Origin of the sequence: Microbacterium sp. PI-1 (genome assembly GCF_004337555.1) — a bacterium.
Taxonomy (GTDB): domain Bacteria; phylum Actinomycetota; class Actinomycetes; order Actinomycetales; family Microbacteriaceae; genus Microbacterium; species Microbacterium aurugineum.
In genome coordinates this window covers 175,642-201,837 of record NZ_SJYZ01000001.1, presented here as the reverse complement: position 1 = coordinate 201,837, position 26,196 = coordinate 175,642, and the positions used below count along the sequence as shown (strand labels likewise).

General features: G+C 67.7%; 19 protein-coding genes and 1 pseudogene. 6 read left to right on the top strand and 14 right to left on the bottom strand.

Going from position 1 to position 26,196, the window contains the following annotated elements; translation table 11 throughout:
* Positions 1-57: 57 nt before the first annotated feature.
* The 3 genes from pyrH to rpsB all read right to left on the bottom strand — a co-directional run bounded on the left by pyrH (position 58) and on the right by rpsB (position 2,688).
* A complete protein-coding gene (pyrH, locus tag E0W80_RS00935; protein WP_047523364.1) occupies positions 58-774 on the bottom strand; it encodes a UMP kinase in 717 nt (238 codons plus the stop codon).
* 92 nt (positions 775-866) lie between these two features.
* Entirely contained in the window at positions 867-1,694 is an 828-nt protein-coding gene (gene tsf, locus E0W80_RS00930) for a translation elongation factor Ts (RefSeq protein ID WP_047523367.1), read from the bottom strand.
* Positions 1,695-1,737: 43 nt separating this feature from the next.
* The gene (gene rpsB / locus E0W80_RS00925) at positions 1,738-2,688 is read right to left on the bottom strand and encodes a 30S ribosomal protein S2 (RefSeq protein WP_047523368.1); all 951 of its coding nucleotides are present in this window, start codon (positions 2,686-2,688) and stop codon (positions 1,738-1,740) included.
* Positions 2,689-2,992: 304 nt separating this feature from the next.
* Between rpsB and E0W80_RS00920 the strand changes: the two genes are divergently transcribed.
* A complete protein-coding gene (locus E0W80_RS00920; RefSeq protein ID WP_131490956.1) occupies positions 2,993-3,511 on the top strand; it encodes a M23 family metallopeptidase in 519 nt (172 codons plus the stop codon).
* Positions 3,512-3,543: 32 nt separating this feature from the next.
* On the opposite strand, the gene E0W80_RS00915 is transcribed toward E0W80_RS00920, so the two are convergent.
* A complete protein-coding gene (locus E0W80_RS00915) occupies positions 3,544-4,446 on the bottom strand; it encodes a tyrosine recombinase XerC (RefSeq protein WP_131490955.1) in 903 nt (300 codons plus the stop codon).
* A gap of 65 nt (positions 4,447-4,511) precedes the next feature.
* Positions 4,512-5,261, bottom strand: a pseudogene (locus E0W80_RS00910) (DNA-processing protein DprA); the annotation flags it as partial.
* A 147-nt stretch (positions 5,262-5,408) separates the two neighbouring features.
* Between E0W80_RS00910 and E0W80_RS00905 the strand changes: the two are divergent.
* From E0W80_RS00905 to E0W80_RS00895, 3 genes are read left to right on the top strand one after another with little or no spacing between them, the layout of a single operon-like run.
* Entirely contained in the window at positions 5,409-6,554 is a 1,146-nt protein-coding gene (locus E0W80_RS00905; RefSeq protein ID WP_205802283.1) for a tyrosine-type recombinase/integrase, read from the top strand.
* On the top strand, positions 6,535-6,885 hold the full coding sequence (locus tag E0W80_RS00900; RefSeq protein ID WP_131490954.1) for a helix-turn-helix transcriptional regulator: 351 nt from the start codon (positions 6,535-6,537) through the stop codon (positions 6,883-6,885). Before E0W80_RS00905 ends, E0W80_RS00900 begins: the two co-directional genes overlap by 20 nt.
* Positions 6,878-9,493, top strand: a complete 2,616-nt coding sequence (locus E0W80_RS00895; RefSeq protein ID WP_131490953.1) for a hypothetical protein — start codon at positions 6,878-6,880, stop codon at positions 9,491-9,493. Before E0W80_RS00900 ends, E0W80_RS00895 begins: the two co-directional genes overlap by 8 nt.
* Before the next feature lie 682 nt (positions 9,494-10,175).
* Here the strand turns inward: E0W80_RS00895 and E0W80_RS00890 are convergent.
* The 9 genes from E0W80_RS00890 to E0W80_RS00850 all read right to left on the bottom strand — a co-directional run bounded on the left by E0W80_RS00890 (position 10,176) and on the right by E0W80_RS00850 (position 24,681).
* A complete protein-coding gene (locus E0W80_RS00890; RefSeq protein ID WP_131490952.1) occupies positions 10,176-18,860 on the bottom strand; it encodes an LPXTG cell wall anchor domain-containing protein in 8,685 nt (2,894 codons plus the stop codon).
* A 466-nt stretch (positions 18,861-19,326) separates the two neighbouring features.
* Positions 19,327-19,815, bottom strand: coding sequence for a hypothetical protein (locus tag E0W80_RS19070; RefSeq protein WP_165875367.1), 489 nt, complete (start codon positions 19,813-19,815; stop codon positions 19,327-19,329).
* Positions 19,812-21,341 (bottom strand): YifB family Mg chelatase-like AAA ATPase, encoded by a 1,530-nt coding sequence (locus E0W80_RS00880; RefSeq protein WP_131490950.1) that lies wholly within the window; start codon positions 21,339-21,341, stop codon positions 19,812-19,814. The genes E0W80_RS19070 and E0W80_RS00880 overlap by 4 nt, the downstream gene beginning before the upstream one ends.
* Entirely contained in the window at positions 21,338-21,700 is a 363-nt protein-coding gene (locus tag E0W80_RS00875) for a YraN family protein (RefSeq protein WP_131490949.1), read from the bottom strand. The genes E0W80_RS00880 and E0W80_RS00875 overlap by 4 nt, the downstream gene beginning before the upstream one ends.
* 100 nt (positions 21,701-21,800) lie before the next feature.
* Positions 21,801-22,127 carry a DUF2469 family protein gene (locus E0W80_RS00870; protein ID WP_047523373.1) on the bottom strand — a complete coding sequence of 109 codons (327 nt, stop codon included), beginning with the start codon at positions 22,125-22,127 and terminating at the stop codon, positions 21,801-21,803.
* Positions 22,128-22,176: 49 nt separating this feature from the next.
* On the bottom strand, positions 22,177-22,836 hold the full coding sequence (locus tag E0W80_RS00865; RefSeq protein WP_131490948.1) for a ribonuclease HII: 660 nt from the start codon (positions 22,834-22,836) through the stop codon (positions 22,177-22,179).
* Complete coding sequence (lepB, locus tag E0W80_RS00860; protein ID WP_047523375.1) at positions 22,833-23,558, bottom strand: signal peptidase I; 726 nt, start codon at positions 23,556-23,558, stop codon at positions 22,833-22,835. The genes E0W80_RS00865 and lepB overlap by 4 nt, the downstream gene beginning before the upstream one ends.
* Before the next feature lie 117 nt (positions 23,559-23,675).
* On the bottom strand, positions 23,676-24,023 hold the full coding sequence (rplS, locus tag E0W80_RS00855; RefSeq protein WP_045265383.1) for a 50S ribosomal protein L19: 348 nt from the start codon (positions 24,021-24,023) through the stop codon (positions 23,676-23,678).
* Between the two features lie 169 nt (positions 24,024-24,192).
* Positions 24,193-24,681 carry a hypothetical protein gene (locus E0W80_RS00850; RefSeq protein WP_047523376.1) on the bottom strand — a complete coding sequence of 163 codons (489 nt, stop codon included), beginning with the start codon at positions 24,679-24,681 and terminating at the stop codon, positions 24,193-24,195.
* A gap of 109 nt (positions 24,682-24,790) precedes the next feature.
* Here E0W80_RS00850 and map point away from each other — a divergent pair, with 109 nt between their 5' ends.
* On the top strand, positions 24,791-25,573 hold the full coding sequence (gene map / locus E0W80_RS00845; RefSeq protein ID WP_131490947.1) for a type I methionyl aminopeptidase: 783 nt from the start codon (positions 24,791-24,793) through the stop codon (positions 25,571-25,573).
* A 28-nt stretch (positions 25,574-25,601) separates the two neighbouring features.
* The gene (locus E0W80_RS00840; RefSeq protein WP_131490946.1) at positions 25,602-26,195 is read left to right on the top strand and encodes a histidine phosphatase family protein; all 594 of its coding nucleotides are present in this window, start codon (positions 25,602-25,604) and stop codon (positions 26,193-26,195) included.
* Position 26,196 lies beyond the last annotated feature (1 nt).

The window sequence follows — 26,196 nt, the reverse complement described above, 5'->3', positions numbered from 1 at the left end:
TCGTCGGGGTGTTCTGGAAATTCTATCGGGCGGAGGCGGCTCCGCCGTGTCACACGCTCACGCGGTGACGAGGGTGCCGATGGCCTCTCCCAGCAGGGCGCGCGTCACGTTGCCCGCAGGCTCCATCCCGAACACACGCATGTCCATGCTGTTGTCCATGCACAGGCTGAATGCGGTCGAGTCGACGACCTTGAGCCCGCGCTGGAGTGCGTCACGGTAGGTGACCTGCTCGATGCGCTCGGCGTCGGCGTGCTTGTGGGGATCGGCGGTGTAGATCGCGTCCACCCCGTTCTTGGCGACGAGCACCTCATCGGCTCCGATCTCGAGCGCGCGCTGGGCCGCCACGGTATCGGTGGAGAAGTACGGGAGACCAGCGCCAGCACCGAAGATGACGACCCGCCCCTTCTCGAGGTGGCGCTCCGCGCGACGAGGGATGTAGGGCTCGGCGACCTGGGTCATCGAGATCGCCGACTGCACGCGGGTAGCGGCTCCGGCCTGCTCGAGGAAGTCCTGCAGGGCGAGGGCGTTCATCACGGTGCCCAGCATTCCCATGTAGTCGGCACGTCCGCGGTCCATGCCGCGCTGGCTGAGCTCGGCGCCGCGGAAGAAGTTGCCGCCGCCGACGACGATCGCGACCTCCACCCGGTCGACGGCCGCGGCGATGTCCCGGGCGATCTGGGACACCACGTCGGGGCTGACACCCAGCTGTCCCGCTCCGAAGGCCTCGCCGGAGAGTTTGAGAAGGACGCGACGGCGTCCGGTGCGTTCAGTCATGGGTGGGTGTCCTCTCGTCCCGATTCAAGATACTGCCTCGTGGGCATGAAGAAGGGGTTCGGATCATGACGATCCGAACCCCTTCAACGTCGCTACGCGCCGACCTTGAAGCGCGCGAAGTCCGTCACGGTGATACCGGCGTCCTTCGCCACCTGGGCGACAGAGAGCTTGTTGTCCTTCGCGTAGTCCTGCTCGAGCAGGGCGACCTGCTTGATGAAGGCGGACACGCGACCCTCGACGATCTTCGGCAGAGCCGCTTCCGGCTTGCCCTCGTTGCGGGAGATCTCGGTGACGATCTCACGCTCCTTGTCGACGGCGTCCGCCGGCACGTCCTCGCGGGACAGGTACGACGGGTTGGCGAACGAGATGTGCTGCGCGATGCTGCGCGCGGTCTCGGCGTTGTCGCCCGAATACGCGACGACGACACCGATCTGCGGCGGCAGGTCCTTGCTGGTGCGGTGCAGGTAGACCTCGACCTTGTCGCCCGAGATCGTGCGCACGCGACGCAGTTCGACCTTCTCGCCGATGATCGCGGCTTCCTCGGAGATCAGCTGCTCGACGCTCTTGTCGCCCGCGGGGGCGGCGAGAGCTGCCTCGATCGAGTCCGCCTTGACCGCAGCGGCCGCATCGGCGACCTTGTCGGCCAGCGTGATGAAACGCTCGTTCTTGGCGACGAAGTCGGTCTCGCAGGCGAGCTCGAGCAGGGTGACGGCACCGTCCTGCTCACGAGCGACGATCAGTCCCTCGCTCGTGGAACGGTCAGCACGCTTCGCGTTGCCCTTCGCACCCTTGAGGCGCAGGATCTCGGTGGCCTTCGCGACGTCTCCGTCGGCCTCCTCGAGCGCCTTCTTGGTGTCGACCATGCCCGTGCCGAGCTGCTCGCGCAGAGCCTTGAGGTCAGCGATGGTGAAGTTGGCCATGTGTGGTGGCTCCTTGCTTCGTTAGGTAGGTGTGTACGAGGGATTACTTGGCGTCTGCGGCCTCGGCGGCGGCGACCTCAGCGGTCTCCTCACCGGAAGCAGCGGCGATCGCCTCGTCGTGAGCCTCGGCACCGGCCTCGTCGGCTGCGGTCTCGTCGGCAGCGGGGGTCTCGACGACAGCGGCCTCGTCGGCAGCGGTCACGACCTCAGCGGCGTCAGCGGACTCCTGAACCTCCTGGGCGGGAGCTTCGAGGAGCTCCTTCTCCCAGTCGGCGAGCGGCTCAGCGTCACCCGTCTCCGGGTTGTGCTTCTGCTGCAGGCCCTCGGCCGCGGCGTCGGCGATGATGCGGGTCAGCAGCGAGACGGAACGGATCGCGTCGTCGTTGCCGGGGATCGGGTACTGGAAGTCGTCCGGGTCCGCGTTGGTGTCGAGGATGCCGATCACCGGGATGCCGAGCTTCTTGGCCTCGTCGATCGCGAGGTGCTCGCGCTTGGCGTCGATGACCCACAGAGCCGAAGGCGTCTTGGTGAGGTTGCGGATACCACCGAGCGACTTGTGCAGCTTGTCGAGCTCGCGCTTCTTGAGCAGGAGCTCCTTCTTGGTGAAGCCGCTGTTCGCCGGCGTCTCGTAGTCGAGCTCCTCGAGCTCCTTCATGCGTGCGAGACGCTTCGAGATCGTGGAGAAGTTCGTGAGGAGTCCACCGAGCCAGCGCTGGTTGACGAAGGGCTGGCCCACGCGGGTCGCCTGCTCGGCGAGGATCTCCTGCGCCTGCTTCTTCGTGCCGACGAAGAGGATGGTGCCACCGTGGGCGACCGTCTCCTTGACGAAGTCGTAGGCCTTGTCGATGTAGCCGAGCGACTGCTGAAGATCGATGATGTGGATGCCGCTGCGCTCCGTGAGGATGAAGCGCTTGACCTTCGGGTTCCACCGACGGGTCTGGTGTCCGAAGTGCACGCCGCTGTCGAGCAGCTGGCGGATGGTGACCACAGCCATGGTCGTCTCCTGGTTCTGGCACATTTCTGTACCGTTGAGGTTGTCAAGCCGATCGGATGACCGGACTTCCTGGTGCCCGGCACGCACCCTCCCCCTCGGAAGAAGGACCTGTGGGTGTCGATGCCGCGATGAGATCGCTCTGGGCACGCGTAGTCACCCCGATATCGAGGTGCTCCTCCAGCATACAGGATGCCGCGGCCTCACTGCCTCTGCACCGAGGCGGTCCCCGCTGAGTTGATCACCGTCGCCATCCACACCGCAGGAACGCCGATCACGGACCGGAATCACGCGACAGGATCCCCGCATGAGCCTTCACTCTCGCACCAGGTCCGGCTCCGTGATCGGACTCCTTCTCGTCCTGCTCGCAACGCTGGGCTCGTTCGGCACTGCGGAAGCCGCGGACCTCCCTCGATGGCGATGGCCCCTCCTGGGCACGCGGGCCGTGGTCGAGCCCTTTCGCGCTCCTGCGCACGAATACGGCGCAGGGCATCGAGGCGTCGACCTGGTCTCGTCCGTCGGGGCGATCGCGGTCGCTCCGGCAGACGGGGTCATCGCGTTCCGCGGAACCGTCGTCGATCGCCCGCTGTTGACGATCACGCATGCCGACGGTCTCGTGACGACGTTCGAACCCCTGCGCTCGACGCTCGATCCCGGTGATGCGGTGTCGGCCGGCCAGGAGATCGGCGCGGTCGATGTCGGCGGGCACACGCCGTCGGGGGCCCTCCACATCGGTGTGAGACGGGATGGCGCCTACATCAACCCGCTCCTGCTCTTCGGTGATATCCCGCGGTCGACCCTGCTCCCCTGCTGCGCGCCGCTCTGACGCGCGGAGACGATCACCTCCGTGAGCGACGATCACGCACGCGGGTGGGCGAGCCGATAGGTGGCCGTCAGACGCTCCGCAGAGACGTGCGTGTAGATCTGCGTGGTGCCGAGGCTCGCGTGACCGAGGATCTCTTGCACGGCGCGCAGATCCGCACCGCCATCGAGGAGGTGCGTCGCGGCCGTGTGACGGAGCGCGTGGGGTCCTATGGTCTCGGCACCGACGATCGGCGCCAGCACGCGTGCGACGAGCTCGTACACCGTCCGCGGTCCGACCCGAGCGCCCCGACTCCCCAGCATCACCGCGGGACTGAAGGTGCGTGCTCTGGCGACCAGGACGGGTCGCCCGCGTCGGAGGTAGGCGTCCAACGCGTCCCGCGCGGGAGCGCCGAAGGGGACGACTCGTTCCTTCGCCCCTTTGCCGAGCACCCGCGCCGTCGCTCGGTCGAGATCGAGGTCGTCGATGTCGAGCCCGCACAGCTCGGAGACCCGCATACCCGACCCGTACAGGAGCTCGAGGATCGCGTGATCTCGCAAGTCGACCGGGTCCCCTGCGGCGGCATCGTCACAATACTCATCGAGCAACGCGGTCATCGCCTCCCGCGACGCAACGGTCGGGAGAGTGCGCCCCCTCTTCGGGGTGACCAGACGAAGGCTCGGATCCTGAGAGACGAGCTCCTGTTCGTGCGCCCACCGGAAGAACGACCGTGCTGCCGCAGAACGCCGCGCGAGGGTCGAGCGCGCATCGCCGCGCTGCGTCGCGTGCCAGAGCCAGTCCCGGAGCGCGTCGAGGTCGACGTCTTCGAGCTGGACACTGCCCGTGGACGCGGCGAGGTCCCGAAGGTCGGAACGGTAGGCCTTCACGGTCGCCGGCGACAGCCGACGCACCCGTTCCAGGTGATCGACGAACGCTTCGGCGGCGGCCGTGAGTTCCATACCTTCCACTCTGCCCCGGTCGGGGGACCGTGATCCGGAGCCTCGCCGCGGTGTCGGCCTGACAGTCACCCACCTCGCGGGCGTGGTGCACGACGCCAGCCCGTTCCGTCGGCATCGACATCGCCCTCCAGGTGCAACAGCCCGAGAACGGACCTCACCCTCTCGGCAGACAGGCCGGAGCGCCGGGCGATCTCATCGACGGAGAGCACCGACCGCGTGGTCAGCGCATCGAGTACGCGCGTCCTGTTCGGATCCTCGAGTGCACCGACTGTCGGCACGCCGTCGAGTTGCCCCCACAGCTCCCGCACCTCCGCTGCCGAAGTGACGCACTGCGCGTCATACTCGCGCAACAGACGATGGCATCCCGCGGACGACGCCGAGGTCACCGGCCCCGGTACGGCACCGAGCGGACGACCGAGCGTCGCGGCGTGACCCGCGGTGTTCAGAGAGCCGCTGCGCCACCCGGCCTCGACGACGACCGTCGCCTCTCCGAGTGCAGCGATGAGGCGGTTCCGTGCGAGGAAGCGCCACCTCGTCGGGGCGGTGCCGCACGGCGGCTCGCTCACCACCGCCCCGTGCTCAGAGATCTGCTGCAGCAATCGCTGATGACCGACCGGATACGCGCGGTCCACTCCCCCGGCGAGGAAGGCGACGGTCGCCCCACCAACGCCGAGCGCCGCCCGATGCACCGCCCCATCGATGCCGTAGGCGCCGCCGGACACCACCACGGCCCCTGTCGAGGCGAGATCACCGGCCAGCTCAGCGGCCACCTGCTCCCCGTAACCGCTCGAGGCGCGGGCGCCGACCATCGACACAAGCGCGCCCTATTGCGTCTGATGCAGATTCCTGCAGGCTCTAGGTGACCTTGATCGTACTGCGAACATCGTTGGTGCCGCTTCCTGACTGGGTACGATTTGCTTTCAATTCGATTCTTCGCGTTTAATGCATGTTGTATGCGTTTGATGGGAGCGATCCGGGTGGTTTCAGGGCTGGTGGCGCATGGCGTGGCGGGGTTGTATCTGGCCTCGGGTATCTCGTTCCTGCGTGCCGAGGAGACTGTGTTCGAGGCGATGGTGACGGGCTGGCGGGCGCAACTGATGGGCGGGCGCGGGCTGCGCGAAGACTATGTGGCCGGAACGGTGCGCGCGGTGCGGCAGTTCCATGCGCACGCAGGCTCGTGGCCGTGGTTGTGGTCGGCGGGCTTGTTCGACGAGTGGATGCTGGATCTGGTGACGGTACGGCACTTGGCGCCGTCGACGATCCGCGGCTATCAGCAGGCTGTACGACAGTTCTGCGAGTATTTGATATCGGAGCACTACGGGTGGGCGGCGGAGTGTGAACTGCGGTTCGGGACGCACCCGGTGCAGGTCTGTCACGACTGGAACACGACCCGGCATCTGCAGAACTACGAAGGCCGGCCGGGGCGGCGACCGTTGACCCGGTCCGAGTTGCAGGCGTTGTTTGACCGTGCCGACTCGGAGGTCGATCGGTGCCTCGAGAGTGGCCGCAAGGGTGCACTTCCGGCGTATCGGGATGCGGTGCTGCTGCGGGTGATGTACGCGTGGGGGTTGCGGGCGAACGAGGCGGTCCATCTGGATGTGACCGACTTCTACCGCAACGCGCACGCGCCAGAGTTCGGCGAGTTCGGGATGCTGCACGTCCGTTATGGAAAAGCGTCCAAGGGTGGCCCGCCCAAGCGTCGCTCGGTGGTCACGTTGCGGGACTGGGCGGTGGAGGCGGTGCAGGACTATCTGGATAACGTCTGGCCACTTATGCGGCCGGATGGTGAGCGGGCGATGTGGTTTTCGGAGCGCGGCACCAGGCTGCGCACGCGGGAACTATCGGACCGGTTCGCCGCCTATCGGGAAGATCTCGGGTTCGACCGGGTGCTGTCTCCGCACGCTTTGCGCCATAGCTATGTAACGCATCTGATCGAGGAGGGGGTTGATCCGGTGTTCGTGCAGCGGCAGGTCGGGCATCAGCACCAGTCAACGACGTCGATCTACACCGGGGTCAGTGGCGACTTCGCGAACAAGATGATGCGGGACGCGTTGGGGCGGCTGCGGCCGCAGGAGGAAGGAGGGGCCGATGAAGGTGATCGGGTATGAGTGGCGGTTGCGTGAGGTGATGGCGGCGTCGGGGATCTTCGCGACGTCGAAGCTGGTGCCGTTGCTGCGCGAGCGTGGGATCGAATTGTCGGCGAGTCAGATCTACCGGTTAGCGACGGACAAGCCGGAACGGCTGAATATGCACGTGCTGGTCGCGTTGATGGACATCTTCGAGTGCAGCGCGGACGAGCTGGTCCGCAAGGTCGACCTGGGGGCATCCGCGGCGGCGACCGGCACCGACGGTGAGGACCAGCCCGCGCGCGGCGCGGCGATGCTGCGCGCGAAGGGCCTGCGCCCACCGCGGGCGCGCGTGCTCCCCAAGGATGGGTGACGAGGTCCGCGACGCCCTGGTCGCAGCGATCACGGAGGTCGAGAAGACGGTTGCTCGGAAGGTGATCGCGGGAGTCGTGGACCGCACGGTCCTCCAGGAACCCGCAGGGCGGCGTCTGCTTGCACAGTTGACCGAGGATCCGGGGATGCTGCTCTCGGGGTCGACGCGGATCCCGCGGCTGCTGGATCGCATCCTGCTCGACCTCGCCGCCGCCGGCGCGAGAACCGTTCGCCCGCCGGGCTGCGCACACTGCGGTCGTGTCGTGCTGCTGAGTCGTCGGGACGGCTTGGACCGGATCTGCGAGGCCTGCGGGCGGGCACGCCTGGCGGTGCTGATCGACTGCGTCGAATGTGAGCGGAATGGGCAGTTGCGGCACGCGCAGGTAGGCGACCGGGCGTACTGCCGCTCTTGTTGGCGTGCGCTGAAGGGTGTTGCCGACGAGCGCCTGGATCGGTTCGTGGCCGAACAGATTCCCGGCGGGACTCTCAGCATGATGCTGAGCGCGACCGAGGGATGGAAAGCGGATCGCAGGTTGCGACTCGCGCTGGAATGCGAGTTGTTCGGCGTCAACTGGATCGCCGACCCGCCCGCGGCGTCGGTCTTGTTCGCAACGTTCTACGAGCGGCTGCGTGGTCTCGGCGCCCGGGTGCGAGCCCTGGCCTGCGGGCACTGCGGCCGGATCGGAAGGCTCCCGGACCGACTCAACGGGCGGATGTGCTGCCGCGCCTGCTACAAGGCCGGGCATATGGCGGTCTGCGACGGATGCGGGGACACGGCCCATTTGGAGCTCCGGCGTCCCAACGGGGACCGATTCTGCCAGAGCTGCACGAACCGGCTGCCCGAATCCTCCGCGGAGTGCATCGGCTGCGGGATTCACCGGCTGATCGCGGTGCGTACTCCGGACGGGCCGATGTGTTCCGGATGCCGGACAGCGCCCGGCGCCGATGTCTGCACGGTCTGCGGCACCTCGGGTCGATGCAGGTTCCCCGGCACATCGAAGGCGATCTGCGTGGGCTGCTACGCGGCCGCGCGCGTCGATGTCTGCCACCGTTGCGGTCGGGAACGGGAATGTCGCTTCGCGAGCACGGCGAAGGCGATCTGCACGCCCTGCGCGCTCCAGCGCAAACCGTGCTCAGTCTGCGCACGGGTGGTGCTCCCGATTCGGCACACCCCGGACGGGGAGCCGCTTTGCTGGTCCTGCGCCCCGCACATTGTGGAGGCGTGCATCGGCTGCGGCCGCGACGCGCGGGTGAGCGCGCGCACCGACAAGGGTCCGCTCTGCCAGCGTTGCGCCCGGACCAGCCCGTTGATGTTCCGGGACTGCCGTCGCTGCGGGGCGCACGGTCGGCTGCATCGCCGCCGTTGGTGTGATCGTTGCTACGCCGACGACAAGATCCGCGAGTTGCTATCGGACGATGTCGTGGCGGCCAATCCGATGCTCGGGCCACTACGCGACCGGTTCCTGGCCGCGGACGAGCGACGTACCCTGGACGCCTTCCGCCGCAACACGACGGTCGCGATCCTGCGGGAGGCCCTCTCCGGTGGGGAGCTGCTGAGTCACGCGCTGCTGGATCGGCTGGGCAGTCCAGGGTCGACGGCCCCTGTTCGGGCGTTGCTGGCCGAGCATGGACTGATCCCTGCGCGAGACGAGCAGCTGGTCCGGTTCGACACCTGGTGCCAGGTTCGATCGGCGCAGATCGTCAACCCAGATCATCGCCGCCTGTTCGACCGGTACGTCCGCTGGCGTCATCTGCGGCAGTTGCGCGACCAGACCGATCAGGTCACGCCATCGCAGTCGAACGGACGCAGGCAGGAACTGCTACGAGTCCTCGACCTCATGAGCTGGCTCACCGGCCGCTCAGAGTCGTTGGCCGTTCTCGATCAGCCGCGACTGGATCTCTGGCTCCTAGACGGACCACCACTTCGCCGGCGCGTCGCGGCGTTCCTTGAGTGGGCGGCCCGTAGCGGCACCTGCCCGCGCCTGCACGTCCCTCCCCTGGGCCGCACCTCGAACACACCCACCGGCGCCAGCGTCGACGAGCGCTGGGAGCTGCTCGGCGGAGTGCTCACCGCTCGCGGTGACGATCCCCGGACCCGGCTCGCGGGCGCGCTGCTGCTCCTGTTCGGAATCCCGGTGGCCCGACTGCACCTACTGCGCGTGACGGACATCACCGCAGCAGACCCGGTGATGATCCGGCTCGGGCCGGATCCGTTGGAGCTGCCCGAGGCGATCGGACAACTCGCGATCGCTGCCCGCGCGCACCGCGACGCGCCGCGCCTGCTCACCGACGCCGGCGAATCCGACTGGCTGTTTCCCGGACAGCATCACGGCGCACCACTCTCCCGCGACTCCCTCACCGACCGGCTGGCAAAGTTCGGCATCCGTGCCCGTCATACCCGCGCCGGCGCCCTGGCCTCCCTCGCCCAGGAGTTGCCCGCCCCCGTGATCGCGCGCCTCACCGGCCTGCACATCACGGCCGCGACCCGGTGGGCGGAGGCCGTGGTGGCGAGCAACGCCCGCTACAGCGCACTCACGGATCGACACAATCCAGAACCGCGGGTGAACCACTCCGCAATGTCCACGGCCTGCTCGATCATGGGTCCGTGACCGATCTCGACGCGCTCGTCTCGCCCCACGAACCGGCGAGGGACACACTGTCTTCGCAGGCCAGGTAGCGCTCTCGCCGGTCTCCGTCGTCGGCCCCCTCGCGGTCGAGACGCTCGCACACGCCCCGGCCTCATCGAACGCAGCACCGACCCGCTACGGGGCCCGTGGCACCCGGAGAGGCCCGTCCTCTGCGGAAGCGATGTCGTCGGCACCGTCTGTGATCGTGATGACCACCGTTTCGCCCCATCGATCGGCATCTCGCTAGACGGATTCTCCAAGGACTACGACGACCCGGATCTGGCCGGCGCGCGGTCGTGCACGATCCAGCAGCAAGGGCCATAGCAGCCGCTGGTGGCGGGATCAGTGAGCTGCTTACAAAACACGCCACTTCTGGCGCTTGACGCTCAGGTCGACTCTCACGCCAGTTGGGCCACCGCGACACGACTGACTGGACTGTCATCGACAGACGTGCTCACTGCGAGAGGGCATTTTGTCTCACGAGAGTTGCTTTTCGATCTGCGACATCGCGGAAACGATGCGTGCGCGATTCTGTGTCAGGACGCTTCTGGACGGGATGCGGATCCCGCCTGCACCGCTGGCCTGTTGCCTCTTTGACTTCTTTACGGCCGAACCCCGCCGCTACAGCGGCAACGGCGGGGTTCGGGTCAGACGGCGGCTCGGATCAAACCAGGACCTCGCGGCGGCGACGGATCACGATCATCCACAGGCCGAGCGCCATCAGCAGCAGCGCGAGAGCACCGAGCGGCAGCCACACGGGCGAGCTGCCGGTGTTGGCCAGCGGATCGGCCGCGACCTCGACAGACGCCGTCGCGTTGAGCACGGCGTCCCCGGTCTGCGCTGTCGGGGTCGCCACCGTCACGACGTTCGCGACAGCTGGGTGCGCACCGCGACCGATCGCCACGTCGATCACGATCGTGATCGAGGCCCCGACCGCGAGTCCGTCGGCCAGTGTGCACACGACCGAACCAGACTCCGTGACGCATTCCACCCTTGCATCTGTCGACGACGACGACTGAGCGGTCAGCCCGCGCGGCATCGTGTCGGTCACCGTGATCGGGCCAGGATCGGCCGTCGGCCCGTCGTTGCGCAACGAGATCGTGAACGACCCAGTGCCGCCTTCCTGCCACGCACCCGCACGGGCGGTCTTGTCGACAACCAGGGTTGACAGACCCGGCACGACGATCTCGTCGTCATCGGTCACCGGCACATCGGGGTCGATCGGCGGCTGGGTGGCGCTGGCCTCAACGATGTTCGTCACGCCCGGGTAGGCCTCGGGAAGCACGAGCACAGTCACCTCGAGCGAGGGAGCCGCGCCGCCCGGCTCGATCGCGCTTGCGAGCGAGTACTCGACCACCGTGCCGGTCGCGGCATCACCGGTGACCGAGACCTCGTTCCAGTCCGTCCCTTCAAACCCAACGTACTCGAGCCCCGCGGGCAGCGTTTCGGTGACGGTCACGCCTGTTGCGGTCGACGGCCCCGCCGACGACACGGCGATCTCGAACGCGAGCTCGCCTCCCACGACGACGGATGCGGCGTCGTGCGTCTTGACGACGCTCAGCGCCACGCGCTGCACGACGTCGACAGTGGCGTCGTCGGTGTTCGGGTTCGGGTCAGGGTCCGGCTCGGTCGTTTGAGACGACACGACGGCGGTGTTGGTGTGCACACCCTCGGCGACGGCCGGGTCGACGTCGATCAGCAGCGTGATCGCCGGCGCCGTTACTCCCGCCGCCAGGCGTGCGACATCCAGCTCGCACACCACCTCACCCTCGACTGTGGCAGATGCCTCGCACACCCACTCCGACGCGGCGACCGAAGCAAAGGTGAAGCCCAACGGCAGCTGGTCGGTCACGACGATCGGGCCGACAGCATCCGACGGGCCGTGATTGTGCACCTCGAGCAGGTAGCGCACCTGGTCGCCGGCGATGACCTCGGTGACCGGGTTGCCGTCGGCGTCGACCGCCGTCTTGACGATGCCCAGGTCGGCACGGGCGTCGACGGTGATCTCGGCCGGGTCGTCTTGGCTGTGCGCACCGCGGCTGTCGGTCCACGTCAGCTCAGCGACGTTCTCGAGTACCGAACCCTGCAGCGTGGCGGCGTCAACGAGCGCGGTGACGGCTATCGTCGTTTCTCCGACGGGATGCCCGTCGAACTCGCAGACGGCGGTGTCGACGTCGCAGGCCCAGCCTGTTCCCGACATCGCGGTCACACTCAGCCCCGCGGGCACGACATCTGCGATGCGGGCGTCGGCGACAGAGGGGCCTGCGTTGTCGATCGTGATCTGGTACTGCACTTCGGTGCCGGCCACCCACGGGCCCGCCTCGACGTCCTTCACGATCGTCATGTCGGCCTGCGTGATGATGTCGGTCGGGTCGGCCGCGCGATCGTTGTCGGGGTTCGGATCTTCGGGCCCGTCGACGGTGGCGACGTTCTCGAGCCCCAACTGTGCGGGCATGACGTCGGCGAGATCGACGGTGAAGACGATCATGATCTGCTCCCCTACGCCTAGCGTCGTCGAGGCGTCGCCCACCGACCAGGTCAGCTGTGCGCCCGCCTCGGCGGGCTCGACCGCGGTGGCGGCTCCGCCGGCCACGGCGACGGTCGCCGAATCGGCCGCGTAGCTCATGCCCGCGGGTAGGGTGTCGACGATCTCGATGGGTCCCGACGACACGCTGGGCCCCTCGTTGGTGACGACGAGCGTGTACTCGAGCGTCGCCCCGGCGATCGCCTCACCCGTATGCGACTTCTCGATCGCCAGGTCGGCAACACGTGTCGATCCGGTGTCGTCGACGTCCTCGGGCTCGTTCACCCCGTTGGTGGCCGAGGCCACCGCGGTGTTGACGATGTCGCCCTCGAGGGCCGCATCGCTGTCGAACGTCACGATGAGGGATGCCGTGGCCCCTGCGATCAGATCGGCCCCAAGTCCGAATACCTGATCTCCTGTGGCCGGCCCGTCGGTGCGCGCCCAGGACGCCCCCGACAAGCCTTGGTGCGACGCATACGTCAGCCCGTCGGGTGCCTCGTCGCGCACCTGCACACCCCGCGCGTCGGCGGGACCATCGTTCGTCACGGCGATGCGGTAAGACACGGGATCGCCGGCCTCGAAAGGCGGCACCGGGTCGAGCGACGCCGCATCCACCCACGCGCCGCCCGAGAACACCACGCGGGTCTTGGCGACCGCGAGCGTCGCCTCCGAGCCCGGAGTGACCTCGACCGTCGAGACGTTGTTGTCGGGGTCTGGGTCGGTCGTCGAACCGGGCGCGATCTCAGCCGTGTTGACCAGTTCGTCACCCTCGCCAAAGCCGGAGTCGATCGTGCCTGTGACGAGGATCGTCGGCGCGGCGCCCACCGGCATCGCGTCGGCGGCGTAAGTGAGGACGATCTCATCGCCCGCCTGGGCGGGGAAGCCGTTCTCGGCGGTCGCCGTCCACGGCGACGACGGGGTGACCGTGACGTCCGTCACCCCCGCGGGCACTGTGTCTGTGATCGTGATGCGGTCGCCCTCTGGGCTCAGCGACACGGAGTCACCATTGTTGGTCGGCGCGATCTGCCAGGTGATCGGTGCACCGGCAAGCACGTCAGCGGTCGTGACCGTCTTGACGACGCTCAGGTCGGCCTCAGCCTCGATCGGCAGCACGTCGGTCGAGCTGTTGTTCGTCGGCACCGGGTCGGACGTGCGCCCCTCCACCTCGGCGGTGTTCGAGACTGCGTCGGCGGCCAGCGCCGCGACATCCACATCGGCATCGACCTCGATCGACACGACGATCTCGGCGAACGACGCGCCCGCATCGAGCGACTCGGTCTCGTCGGTGCGCAGGCACTCGAGAGTCGTCGTGCCGTCGCCGGCGCGCACGGGCACCGTGCAGCTCCATCCCTCGCCCGCGGCGCCGGTCACGGCGATGCCCTCGGGCAGCGGCGCGGTCTCGTCGGTGACGACGATGGGGCCCGCCGCGGTGTCGGGGCCGTTGTTGGTGACCTCGATGCTCCAGCCCTCGACCTCACCCGAACCCGCGACCACGCGGTCTGCGGCGGTCTTGTCGACCGCGAGGTCGGCGGAGCGCAGGTAGGCGTCGGCGTCGGCGTCGGGGCCGACGTATGGTCCTTCGGCGTTGCCCTCGGCACCCGTCGGGTCGGTCGCAGCGACCGCCACCGTGTTGGTGTGCGGTACGGCCGTCCCATCCGGAAGGGTCACGCCCGCGTCGGTCAGCGCGTCCTCGAGCGGCGTCGCGGTGAAACGGATCTCGATGACGCCGTCCACCGGCAGCACCTCGGCGCCGGACTCAGAACCGAACGTCCACTGCAGGCTCTGGCCGGTCGCGGGCGCACCGGTCACAGTGGGCGCGAGCGACCCGGTGACGGCCACCCCGTCGACCGTGATCGCCGACGTCGCAGTGTACTGCCAGTTGAGGGGAAGCTCATCGGTCAGCGTGACCGTCTGCGCGGCGGCGTTCCCGGTGTTCGTGGCGGTGAGCACCCAGCCGAATGCGTCGCCCTCGTAGGCTGTGTCGCCGTCGGCGACCGCCTTCGCGGCTTCGACGAACGGAAAGAGGGGCTCCACCGACGCGGTGTCGCTCTCACCAGGGCCGTACTCGCGGCCCCCCTCGTCGAACGACTCCCACGACGTCGGCGTGACGGTGTTGACCAGCGCGTCCGTGTCGATGGCGGTGGATGCTGCCAGCGTCGCGTCGTACGTCAACTCGATCTCTACCGGGGTCGCGCTCGATCCCTGCTCATGCAGGGGTCCGTCGAGGGCCTCGGCGTCCGCCGTGCCCGCCATCCAGGTGATCGTGCCGCCCCCGTTCGCGCCGGCGCCGGTGAGCACACCGCCGTCGCTGATCGTGGCGGCGTCGACGACGATGCCCTCGGGCACAACGTCGGTGATCACGAGGTTGTATGCGGGGGTGTTGCCGGTGTTGGTCACGACCAGGCGATAGGTGAACTCGTCGCCGGGCACGACATCGATCGCCGCCGCGTCGTCGACGGTCTTCGCGACCTCGACGACGGGGTCGAGAATCGTCACCGTCGCGGTGTCGGTGACGCCCTGCGGATCGCCGCCACCCGACTGCGTCGTCCACGCGAAGGTCGCCGTGTTGGGCAGTGCGGTCACGTCATCCGGGGTTGCATCCGAGAGCAGCACGTCGTAGGTGAGGGTGAGTGTGCGGGTTTCGGGGTCGCTGGCGATGTCGCCGTCGTACGCCCACGACCACGTGCGAGAGCCCGCGTCGTAACTGCGCGCCCACTCGCCGGTGATCGTGTCGGTGGCGCTCGTCTCATCGGGACCCGAGACGCTGGCCTCGACGAGAGCGGCGCCCTCGGGCAACACGTCGCGAATCACGGGATCGTAGTAGTTGATGTTCGGCTGCAGGGTGACCTCGACCGAATACTCGGCGGTCTCGCCGATCGGGGCCGTGGCGCTCTCGCCGTAGGCCCCGGCACCCACGAGCACACCCTTGACGATGCCGGCGGTGGTGGCCGTGATGACTTGCTCATCGGTGTCGACGCGGTCGCCGCGGCGGGCTGTCGTGTCGTCGCCGTCGAGCGTCGCGGGCAGCGTGTAGCCGGTCACGTCGGCGACGTTCTCGTAGCTCTGGCCGCCGCCCGTGTCGGGGTCGATCGAGGCCTCGTAGATCAGCGTCGCGGTGGCCGGCACCTCGGCGATCTGCCACGTGATGGTACCGCCGCCCGTCGCCGGGTCCACACCTGTCAGAACACCGCCTCCCGAGATGGTGGCAGCATCCACGATCAGGCCCTCGGGAACGGTGTCGATCACCTCGACGTCGTAGGCCTTGACCCGGTTGGTGTTCGTGACCCGCAGCTCGTACTCGACAGGGCTGCCGATCGAGACGTCGCTTGCGGGGTCGGCGGACTTGTTGATCTGCAGGTTCGGCTCGCGATACTGCACCGTGGCGCTGTCCGAGCCGTCCCAGGAATCGCTCTCGAAGGTCGCCGTGTTGAACAGCGTCGCATTGTTGGCGATGTTGGGGTTTCGTAACGGGTTGCTCGCGTCGCGGTCGGTCACCCACAACGTCAGGTCAATCGAGAAGACCTGGTCGGCGTCGGTGTTGTTGGTGTAGAGGTCGGGGAAGGACAAGGCGCCGGTGGCCGCGTCGAAGACGAAGTCGTCCCAGTCGTCGTCGGCGACGCCGGCGGGCTTGGCCGTCGTCGACCCCACGAGGGTCGTGCCGGCCACCGTCCCGGTCGCGCTCCCGATGTGCAGCACGCCCCCATCGCTCAGCACGCCGTTCTCGACAGACGTGTGCGCGGGGATCGTGACGGAGTACCGGAACGTGGCCCGCTCGCCTTGCACGATCACCGCGTTGGTGTTCAGGGTGTCGATGTCGCTTGTGAGCGCGCCGATCTCGGTCGTCACGAGCTGCTTGTCGATGGATGCTGCAGGCAGGTGCACATCGCTCGTGTCGCGCGTGCCCTCGCCCGGCGCGTTGCTCTCTGCGGTCGAGAGCGAGCCGTCGGGACGGATCGAGGTTTGCCCGCCGCCGTTCGCGCCGACCGCGTAGGCGATGATCGACGCGGTGTTGACGTGGTCGGTGTCGATCAGCAGGCCGACAGGGATCGTCAGGTCGTAGGTGAGCGTCCTGACCTCGTTGGCTGCGGCGCCGACGCCCTGCCATACGACGAGCGCGGGCTGGTCGTCGGGCGCATCGTCCGGGTAGCCGGGATCACCCGACAGAAGCAGCTCGCCATCGTCGGAGGCGTCGACGTCGAGCTCGGAGATGACAGCGGAATCGACGTTGATCAGCTGCTGGATCGCGTCGGGCAGGCGGTCCCACACCACGACATCCGACACCGCGTAGGTGGCGCCGACCAGCGTCGGGTCGGTCACCGAGGTCGGTCCGCCCGAGAGGTCGATCCGATAGCCAACACGGTCTCCCTGCGCCACCTGAACACTGTCGCAGTCGGGCAGGGTGCCATCACATCCAGCGGCACCGTCGACGGTGTCGCCATTGACGCCCGCGATGCCCTTGCTCAGCTGCAGGCCTGCTTGCACCTCGATGTCGGCCTGCGTGCGGGCGAACGTGATGACGGCGTCGACGTTCTCCTGCTGGAACTTCATCAGGTTCTCGTGCTTGTCGAGCGACAGCGGATCGACGGAGAACTGCTCGACGGTTCCCGCGATGTGCACGATCAGGATCGAACCGCGGCGCACGAAGCGGTCGCCGTCGATCACGTCGCTGGCGGGTTCGATCACGACCCGGTCGCCGTCGACCTGCCACTGGTCGGGATCGAGTGTTGTGGTGCCATCGCCGGGCACCACAACACTTGCACGTATGTCGGCGGGGTCGACGAAGACGCCTGCGGGCAGCACATCGGTGATGATGGGGTTTCGTGAATCGGCGTCGGCCGAGAAGTTCACGCGCAGTTCGTAGCACACGGTGTCGCCCTGCACGAAGCCGCCCGCGAGCGTGTCGGAGTAGAGGGCCTGATCAACGGCGCAGACGTCGTCGCCCGACGCGAGGGGCACGTCGGAGGGCAGCACGCGCTTCGAAATCGAGTCGGGGCGCGACGTGAGCACAGCCTCGGAGTCATCGGCGACCGACTCGGTGCCGGGACCGGTGACCTCAGCGACTGCCGGGGTCGGGTCGGTCGCACCCGTCATAATGACGGAGTTGACCACCGCGTCGGTCGATGAGGTGTTGCCTGAGCCGTCCTTGGTGTAGCTCGTGCGCATGCGCGCGGTGTACTGCACCTGGGCGTCGTTCCCCGCGGGGATCGTGTCGATCGTGAATCCGGCATAGAAGAGCCCGCTGTCGGCGTCAAACGCGATCCACTGCAGCCCGGCGACACTCGGCGCGGCGGGGACGAGCTCGCACGTCGCGGGGAACTCCGAGACGGGAGCGCCGGTGAAAGTCTCGACGCCGCCGCCCAGGGTCGGCACCTCGATGGTGCCGGTGCGCACGTCGGTGCCCGTGGGCACTATTGGGCAGAGCCCGTCCCCCAGGCGGTCGATCAGTTCGATCTGTGAGGCGTCCGTGTACTCGCTGGCTGCGATATCCAGCGTGTAGGTCACTTCTTCGCCGGCGGCGAACGTCTCGCGGTTGGCGGATTTGAGCACCCGCACATCCATCGCGAAGACAGTCTCGTCATCGGCGTCGGTCGCGGTGCGGTCGGCGCCCGTGCGCACGACTCCCTGGTACTGCCCGGTGGCGGTGGCAACGTTGGTTAGGGTGTTGCCGTCGGTGGCGGGGGTGCCCTCGTCGGAGTGACGAGTCGACGCCCCGGTGTTGTTGTCGAGGTTCGGTGCCTGCTCGAGCGACTCGGGGCTCGGCGCGGTGCCGTCGAAGAGCGCGTTCTCATACAGGGGGATGCCGGCGAGGTAGGGGATCTGCGCGATCTCGCCGGGCTCCAGGTCGAGCACCCACGTGACAGCCGTGTAGACGGCACCCTCGACGAGGCCGCGTTCGGCGGCGAGGGCCGCGTCGGCGACAATCGTGTCGATCGTCTGCGGCGTGCGGTAACCGGCCGGTGCCGCGTGACTGATGGGGCCCGCACCCGGGTACTCCTCGTTGGCGGAGTAGTCGGCCTGCCCGTTTCCGAGGAACTCGAGTCCAGCGGGCAGGTAGTCGGTGACAGTGACGTCGTTCGTCGAACCCTGCGTGGTGTTCTCGACCTGGATCGTGTAGGTCGTGGCGAAGTCGTGCACGCCGCGCAATAGCTCAGCCTCGGGGCTTGGCTCGGTCTTCGTCACCCGCAGCGACGTGATCTCGGTGGTGGGCGTGCGCACGGGGCTCGAATGCGTCACTGCTTCGGATGCGGTCGGGTCGTTCGCCGAGCTCCCGGCGAACCAGGGCAGCAGACGCGGGTCGGTGCTGGTGTAGGCGGTGACGGAGATGTCAAAGTCCGACCCCACAGGGTGCAAAGCCTCATCGTTGGTCGTCGCTGAACCGGAATCATCGAACACCGGCTGTGCGACTGTGAGTCCTACCTCGGCCGAGAAAGCCGCGCCCGCGGGCAGGTCGACGATGTCCTCCCACACGTAGCGTGTGACGCCCGCCGGGATCGTGGAATCGTCGGCGCTCGTGTAGGCGACGGGTGTCACTCCGAGTATCGCGCCGCCGTCGGCGAGACTCACGCCAGCCGGCACCGTCGCCGCGACCGCCATGTTGAACCACGCCTCGCCCGTCGGGTTCGAAACGGCGAGGCGCAGGCTGCCTTGCTCACCGGCGAGCGTGGGGGTGTCTGTAAAGGCCTCGAGCGCGACGATCTGCGCGGCGCGGGCAGGCAACGCGATAACGAACGCCGACAGGAGCGACGCGACGAGTGCGACGACGACCATCGCGGCGACATGCGCGCGCGGGTAACGGATGACGGGCTGAGAAACGGCGTGCGACAAGACGAGATCCCCCTGGGGTGGGCATAGAAGACCGCCCCGGTGCGACACGTGGCGGCAACTCCACACTACAGATGCTCGGCTGGGCCGAGAGACACCTCATCTCGCGGCTACGCCGGACCAGATAGCGTCGCCCTCAGAAGGAACTCAATCGGATCCACGCAGGGGCCATTGCAATGAGCAAAGAGGTCTCGCCGCACGTTCAACACTGGTGACTTCCCACTTCGCACCCAGCGGTTCGCGTAGTGGTCTACGCCCAACCTTCGCGCACCGGCTTCGCCTGCGAAGCTCAGACCCGTCAGCCTAGAAAGCCCATCGGAAAAATCGTGGTCGTTCGATCCTCCTCGACTCGGCCAGCGGGAACTCCACCAGCATCGTGGACTCTTCCGTCTCGAAAACCTGCTCCGGGATCGCACACCCCTGCAAGCCGATGGAAGACGCCGCTCAACTTGGTTTGGTTACTCACGCCCTAACACGGCAATAGCGCGAGATTCAATTCCGCAGCATGCCAGTCGCGTGGGGACGCTGTGAGCAGTTCCACGCGCCCGCGCACCCAGAGCGCGCTCGGCGCGTGGGGTCCGAGGTCGTCGAGGGCTTCCGGCCACTGCGGATCGCCGGGGATCACCAACCGCGCGCCGATCTCGAGTGCTCCGAGAAAGGCTGATCGCACGGCCTCCTGCTGCAGCCGAGGACGCCATCGCGCTTGGGCTTCCTGAAGCGCGCGGAAGCCTACGTCGCCTGTGTCATCGGTGAACGGCGACCTGCTTCGACCTCCTGCTGCCACGGAGAGGGCCTCCTCCGCGCCGAGGGCGCCGATCAGTGCGCCGGCGACCGCATCTCCGGGTTCGGCGATCACCGTCCACGCCGCTCGCGCCACGCAGTCCGCCATCTCTTCCCCTGCGTGGATGCGGCGGGCGGCAGCCATCAGTTCGGTGTCTCCCAGCAGTAGCCGCATCATCTCGGCAATCCTCTCCGCAGGTGCAACGCACGCCCGATCTCCTCGACACCGGGTTGTTCGATCTCGGCCAGGTCAGCCATCGTCCACGCCACCCTCAGCACTCGGTCGTATCCCCTCAGGGTGAGCAGACCGCGCTCCAGCGCCCGATCGAGCGGAGATCGCGTGGCCGCCGGAAGACGCTGAGCGCCCTGACGCAGCCAGGTCCCCGGTACATCCGCATTGCGTCCCCACGGACTGCTCCGCCACCGATGTGCGGCCCGCTCCCTGGCGGCTTGCACCCGGACCCGCGCCTGCGCCGTCGTCGTCTCCCCGCCGGCCTCACCCATCGCCCGGGATGCCGCGACACGACTGACCTGGAGATCGATGTCGACGCGGTCACGTAGTGGACCGGACAATCGCGTGGAGTACCGACGAATCGACATCGGCGGACAGATGCACTCGGCCCCTCTCACGCCGTAGTTGCCGCACGGACACGGGTTCATCGCGAGCAGGAGCTGGAACTTCGCCGGGAACCGCGCCGTGAAGCCCGCGCGGTGGACCTCGATCGCGCCTGACTCCAGCGGCTGGCGCAGGGCGTCGAGCGCCACCCGCGAGAACTCCGCCGCCTCATCGAGGAAGAGCACCCCGCCGTGCGCTCTCGCGATCGCCCCGGGTCGTGCCGTCCGCGACCCGCCGCCGACCAGAGCAGCGACCGATGCGCTGTGGTGCGGCGCCTCCAGCGGCGGCACGCGATCGAGTGCGGCGACGGCTTCGCCGCTGAGCGATCGGATGGACGCAACCTCGAGTGCTTCCTGTTCGTCGAGCAGCGGCATGATCCCGGGCAACCTCCGAGCGAGCATCGTCTTGCCTGCTCCCGGAGGACCACTCAGCAGCATGTGGTGTCCGCCGGCCGCCGCCACCAGGAGCGCCTCCACCGCCTCACCCTGACCGACGACGTCGCACAAATCGAGTCTCGGGTGATCGGCCACCGGCACCGACGCCGATTCGACGACGTCGACGTCCGGCACCTCGACGTCGGCGCCGTGCCAGACCGCGACCTCTGCGAGTGAGCCCGCAGCGCGCACCTCGACCCCCGGCACGAGCCTCGCCTCCGACTCGTTGCCGCGCGGGACGATCACGGTGTCGAACCCGGCGCGTGCGGCGGCGAAGACCGCGGGAAGGACGCCCGGGACGGGGCGGATCCGCCCGTCGAGTCCGAGTTCGCCGATGTGAACCGTTGCCGCGATCGACCGCGACCCGATCGCCCCTCCTGCCGCCAGCGCCGCCATGGCGATGCCGAGGTCGAAACCTGCGCCGTGCTTGGGAAGACTCGCCGGGGAGAGGTTCACGGTGAGCCGGCGTCGAGGGAGATCGAGACCCGCGTTCTTGCAAGCGTTGTGGACCCGCTGCACGGCCTCGCCGAGGGACTTGTCCGGCAACCCGATGATGCGGAATTCGGGCGTCTGATTCGACAGGTCGGCCTCGACTTCGACGAGATGCCCGTCGACACCGGTGAGCGCCACCGCCCAGGTACGCGCAGTGCTCATCCGATGTCCACGAGATGCTCGAGCGTCCCGCGTGCCGGGTCGGCTCCCACGATCCCGATGACTTCGAGTCGCACGGCCCTCCCCCGTGCCGCCTCGGGATTCTCGCGGGCCCAGGCGTGCGCGAGTTGCCACAGTCGACGGCGCTTCCGCACATCGATCGCTTCGAACGGGTGCCCGAACGCGACCGTTCGCCGCGTCTTTACCTCCACGATCGCCACGTGCTCTCCGAGCGTGGCGACGATGTCGATCTCTCCCTGCGCACACCGCCAGTTCCTCGCGAGAACGGTGTAGCCGTTCCCCGTCAGGTGCTGCGCGGCGCGCTCTTCTCCAGCTCTGCCGAGTTCATCCTTCGCTGCCATGGACTCAGCATCACGCGGCGCTCACGTCGCACGGCTCGATTCGACGTCGTCGGCGCGGATCCTGGGGAGAACTCACCCGTGGGGTGGAGTGTGGAGAGAGTTACTCACCGTCGAGCGACAGCTCCTGCGGGAGCTCGAACTCCCGACGCTGCAGTTCCTCGACGTTCACGTCCTTGAAGGTGAGGACTCGCACGGCCTTCACGAACCGGTCGGCACGATAGATGTCCCACACCCACACGTCCGTCATCGAAATCTCGAAGTAGAAGTCGTGCTCGCTGTCGCGACGCACGACGTTGACCTCGTTCGCCAGATAGAAGCGGCGCTCGGTCTCGACGACGTACTGGAACTGCGAGACCACGTCCCGGTACTCCCGGAACAAGGCCAGCTCGAGTTCGCGGTCGTAGTCGTCGAAGGCTTCCTCATCCATGATGAGTCCATCCTAGAGTCGCAGGCCGCTGGGCGCGGCATCGCACCGCTCAGAACAGCGTGGGTACGTCCGCAATCGCCCACGAGGCCCGATGGAACGGGGACAGTCCGTGGCTGCGGATGGCATCGCGGTGCTCGGGGCTCGCGTACCCCTTGTTCCGATTCCACTGGTACGCGGAATGAGTCTCGTGAAGCTCGGCCATGTACCCGTCGCGGGCGACCTTCGCGATCACCGATGCGGCGGACACCGACGCACAGTCACGGTCCGCCTTGATCACCGGCCGGACACGCAGCGGCACGGGATGGATCCTCGAGACGTAGTCATGGTTGCCATCGAGCAGGATGAGCGCGTCTTCGACAGTCGCACCCTGATCGGCGATCGACTGCACCGCCCGCGAGGCGGCGAGGCCGAGGGCGGACATGATGCCGATGTCATCGACTTCCTGCGCGGTCGCCCATCCGACCGCTGATGCCTGCACCCACGCGGCCGCTCGCTCCGCCACCTCCGGACGCCTTCTCTCGGTCACGAGCTTCGAATCGCGAAGCCCCTCGGGGACACGCCGACGAGCACCTGTGGCATCCATCATGGCGGCGCCGACGGCGACCGGCCCCGCGAGTGCGCCCCGACCGACCTCATCGAGCGAGATGATCAGCTCGCACTCCCTCAGGAGCCGGCGCTCGAGAGTCAGTTTCGGGGTGATGACGGTCATTCGGGATCCGGAACCCCGGTGAAGATGTCGTGATGCCCGTCGATGGGTCCGATCCGGTTCAACGGCCACGTGGTAAGGAATGCCTTGCCCACGATGTTCTCCATGGGCACGAAGCCTCCGCTGGGAAGGTCCTGATGCGCACGGGCGTCGCGGGAACGATCACGATTGTCGCCGAGCAGCCAGACCGAATCCTCCGGCACCACGACGTCGAACGGCTCATTGGAGGCGGCGGTGTCGCCGTCGGGCAGGTTGAGGTAGCTCAATTCGTCGATCGGAGCACCGTTGATCGTGATCTGACCCAGTGCGTTGCAGCAGACGACGTGATCTCCCGGAAGGCCGATCAACCGCTTCACGAGATGGTCCTGCGAGTCGGTCGCGGAGATGCCGACGAAGTTCAGCACCCAGTCGACCGCCTGGACGAGAGGGGGCTGAGCAGGCGTCTGCGGCTGGGGATCGAGCCACCCGCCCGGGTCCTTGAACACGACGACGTCACCGCGCTCGTACGCCGCCCATCGCGGGGTGAGCTCATCGACGAGGATCCGGTCCTTCACGAGGAGCGTCCGCTCCATCGACGCCGAGGGGATGTAGAAAGACCGCACGACGAACGTCTTGACGACGAACGACACCAGTGCGGCGATGACGATGATCACCAGGACGTCACGGAGGAAGACCAGGAACCCGCGGCGACGTCTGGCCGTGCGCGCGGACGAGGATTCAGTCATCAGGTTCCTTCACGATCATGCACCGTCGTGCGGCGACGCTATCTAGGTTCGCACACCGGGGAGAGAACGAAGCACCCCGGGACATCGTGTCCCGGGGTGCTGTGGAGATGCTGCGACTCAGCGGTCGCGCTTCTCCTTGATCTTCGCCTTCTTGCCACGCAGCTGGCGGAGGTAGTAGAGCTTCGCGCGACGCACGTCACCGCGGGTGACGACCTCGATGTGGTCGATCACCGGGGAGTGCACCGGGAAGGTACGCTCGACGCCGACCTGGAAGCTGATCTTGCGAACCGTGAAGGTCTCGCGCACGCTGTCGCCCTGGCGGCCGATGACGACGCCCTGGAAGACCTGGATACGGGAGCGGTTGCCCTCGGTGATGTTGACGTGCACCTTGACGGTGTCACCGGGGAAGAAGTCCGGAATGTCCGAACGGAGGGAAGCCGCGTCGACGGCGTCGAGGATCTGCATGATCGTCTCTCTCTGCACCCGCCACAGGTCGCATGCATGTATTCAAAGGAACAAGAAAAGGGATGAACTGTACGGAGCTGATGCGTCCGCGGGCTCCCCTGTGGCAGAGCCGGTCACAGCACAAACATTCATTCTGCCATGGAAGGCGTGCTCGGCCAAAACCGCGACGTCAGTCGCGGCCGTCGGTCTCCCGCACCACGATGACCTCGTGCGCTCTGGTCGGAGGGGCCTGCTCGTCGGCGGTCGGGATCGTCGACCAGGTGATGGTCTCGCGCAGCCGAGAGCCACTCCCCCTGGCCTCCTGCCACAACTGCCACACCTGGAGCCAGACGAGCGCGATGCCGACGACGATCGCGCCGGTGAGCACCCACGGGAACACCCCGTCGATGAAGAAACCGACCGCGATCGTCAGACCGTGCCAGAGCGTGAAGCCGGCCACATCCCACCAGGAGACCGCGCGCTCGATGCGAACGGAGGGACGCGAGCGCGTGAGGAGCGTCAACAGGAGCTGTCCGAGGAACACGGACGGCATCGCGATGAGCAACACCCAGAGGATCGCCCAGCCGCCCTGGAAGACTCCCCACCCGATCAGAAGCCACAGTGGCAGCAGGAACGCCGCCGGAAGAAGCCAGCGGAAGAACGCCCGTCGCAACCACATGCTCAGATCGTACGACGGGACACGTGCCCGTGACCCGATGTTCGCTGAGAGCGGTCGGAGATCCCGGGGCGTCGGATCAGGGAGAATGGAGATGACGAGAGGACAACCGATGATCGAACTGCGCACCCCTGCCGAGATCGACGAGATGCGCGCCGCAGGACGCTTCGTCGCCGAGACGCTGGCGACGTTGCGCGATGAGACCAAGGTCGGGACGAATCTCCTCTCGATCGACCGTCGCGCGCACGACATGATCCGCAAGGCAGGCGCGGAGTCCTGCTACATCGACTACCACCCGTCCTTCGGCGCGAGCCCGTTCGGCAAGGTCATCTGCACCTCGGTCAACGACGCCGTGCTGCACGGACTCCCCCACGACTACGCCCTGCGCGACGGCGACCTCGTGACGCTCGACTTCGCGGTGGCCGTCGACGGCTGGGTCGCCGACTCCGCCGTCTCCTTCGTCGTGGGCGCCGCGCGCGACGAGGATCTGCGCCTCATCGACACGACGGAGCGCGCACTGGCAGCAGCCATCGAGACCGCCACCGTCGGCAATCGCATCGGCGACATCTCGGCGGCCGTGGCGGCCGTCGCACACGGCGAGGGGTACTCGATCAACACCGACTTCGGTGGACACGGCGTCGGTCGCACCATGCACGGGGATCCGCATGTGCCGAACGATGGTCGCGCAGGGCGCGGCTTCCCCCTGCGCGCAGGACTCGTCCTCGCCTTGGAACCCTGGTTCCTCGCGACGACCGACGAGTTGGTGACCGACCCGGACGGATGGACCCTGCGCAGCGCGGACGGGTCCCGAGGTGCGCACTCCGAGCACACCATCGCGGTGACCGAGGACGGACCGATCGTGCTGACGGACAGGTCTTTCCTCGGCGTCGACTGACCGGGAGCCCGTGTGCCATCCTGAGTCCATGATTCCGCAGGATCGTCACGTCCCCGAGCGTCTCTTCCTCGCTCGGCACGGGCGGACGACCTGGAATCTCGAGCACCGGCTGCAGGGACAACGGGATTCGCCGTTGACGGATGAAGGGGTGGCGCAGGCGCACGCCGTCGCCGAGCGCCTCCGGGACGCCGGAGTCCTGACAGTGTGCACGAGCCCGTTGGGACGAGCCACGCAGACCGCGGCCATCATCGCGGAGCGGATCGGCGCCGAGATGATCGAGGTCCCCGAACTCGCGGAGATCGACCACGGCGAACTCGCGGGGATGACCTGGGACGAGATCGACGAGCTCTATCCCACGCTCCGGGAGGAGCGAGCTGCGAACCGCTACGGATGGGCGTTCCCCGGTGGGGAGAGCTACGCTCAGGCGCGCGTGCGCGCCCGAAAGGCGCTCAGCTCATGCGGGTGGGCTGCCACCGGCGCGCCGCTGCTGGTGAGCCACGAGATGATCGGACGGATGCTGCGCGCGGAGTTGCGAGGACTCGACCCGACGAACGCGCTGGCACTGCGACATCCTCACGGAGTCGTCTTCGAGATCACCCGATCCTCGGAAGGCATCCTCTGAC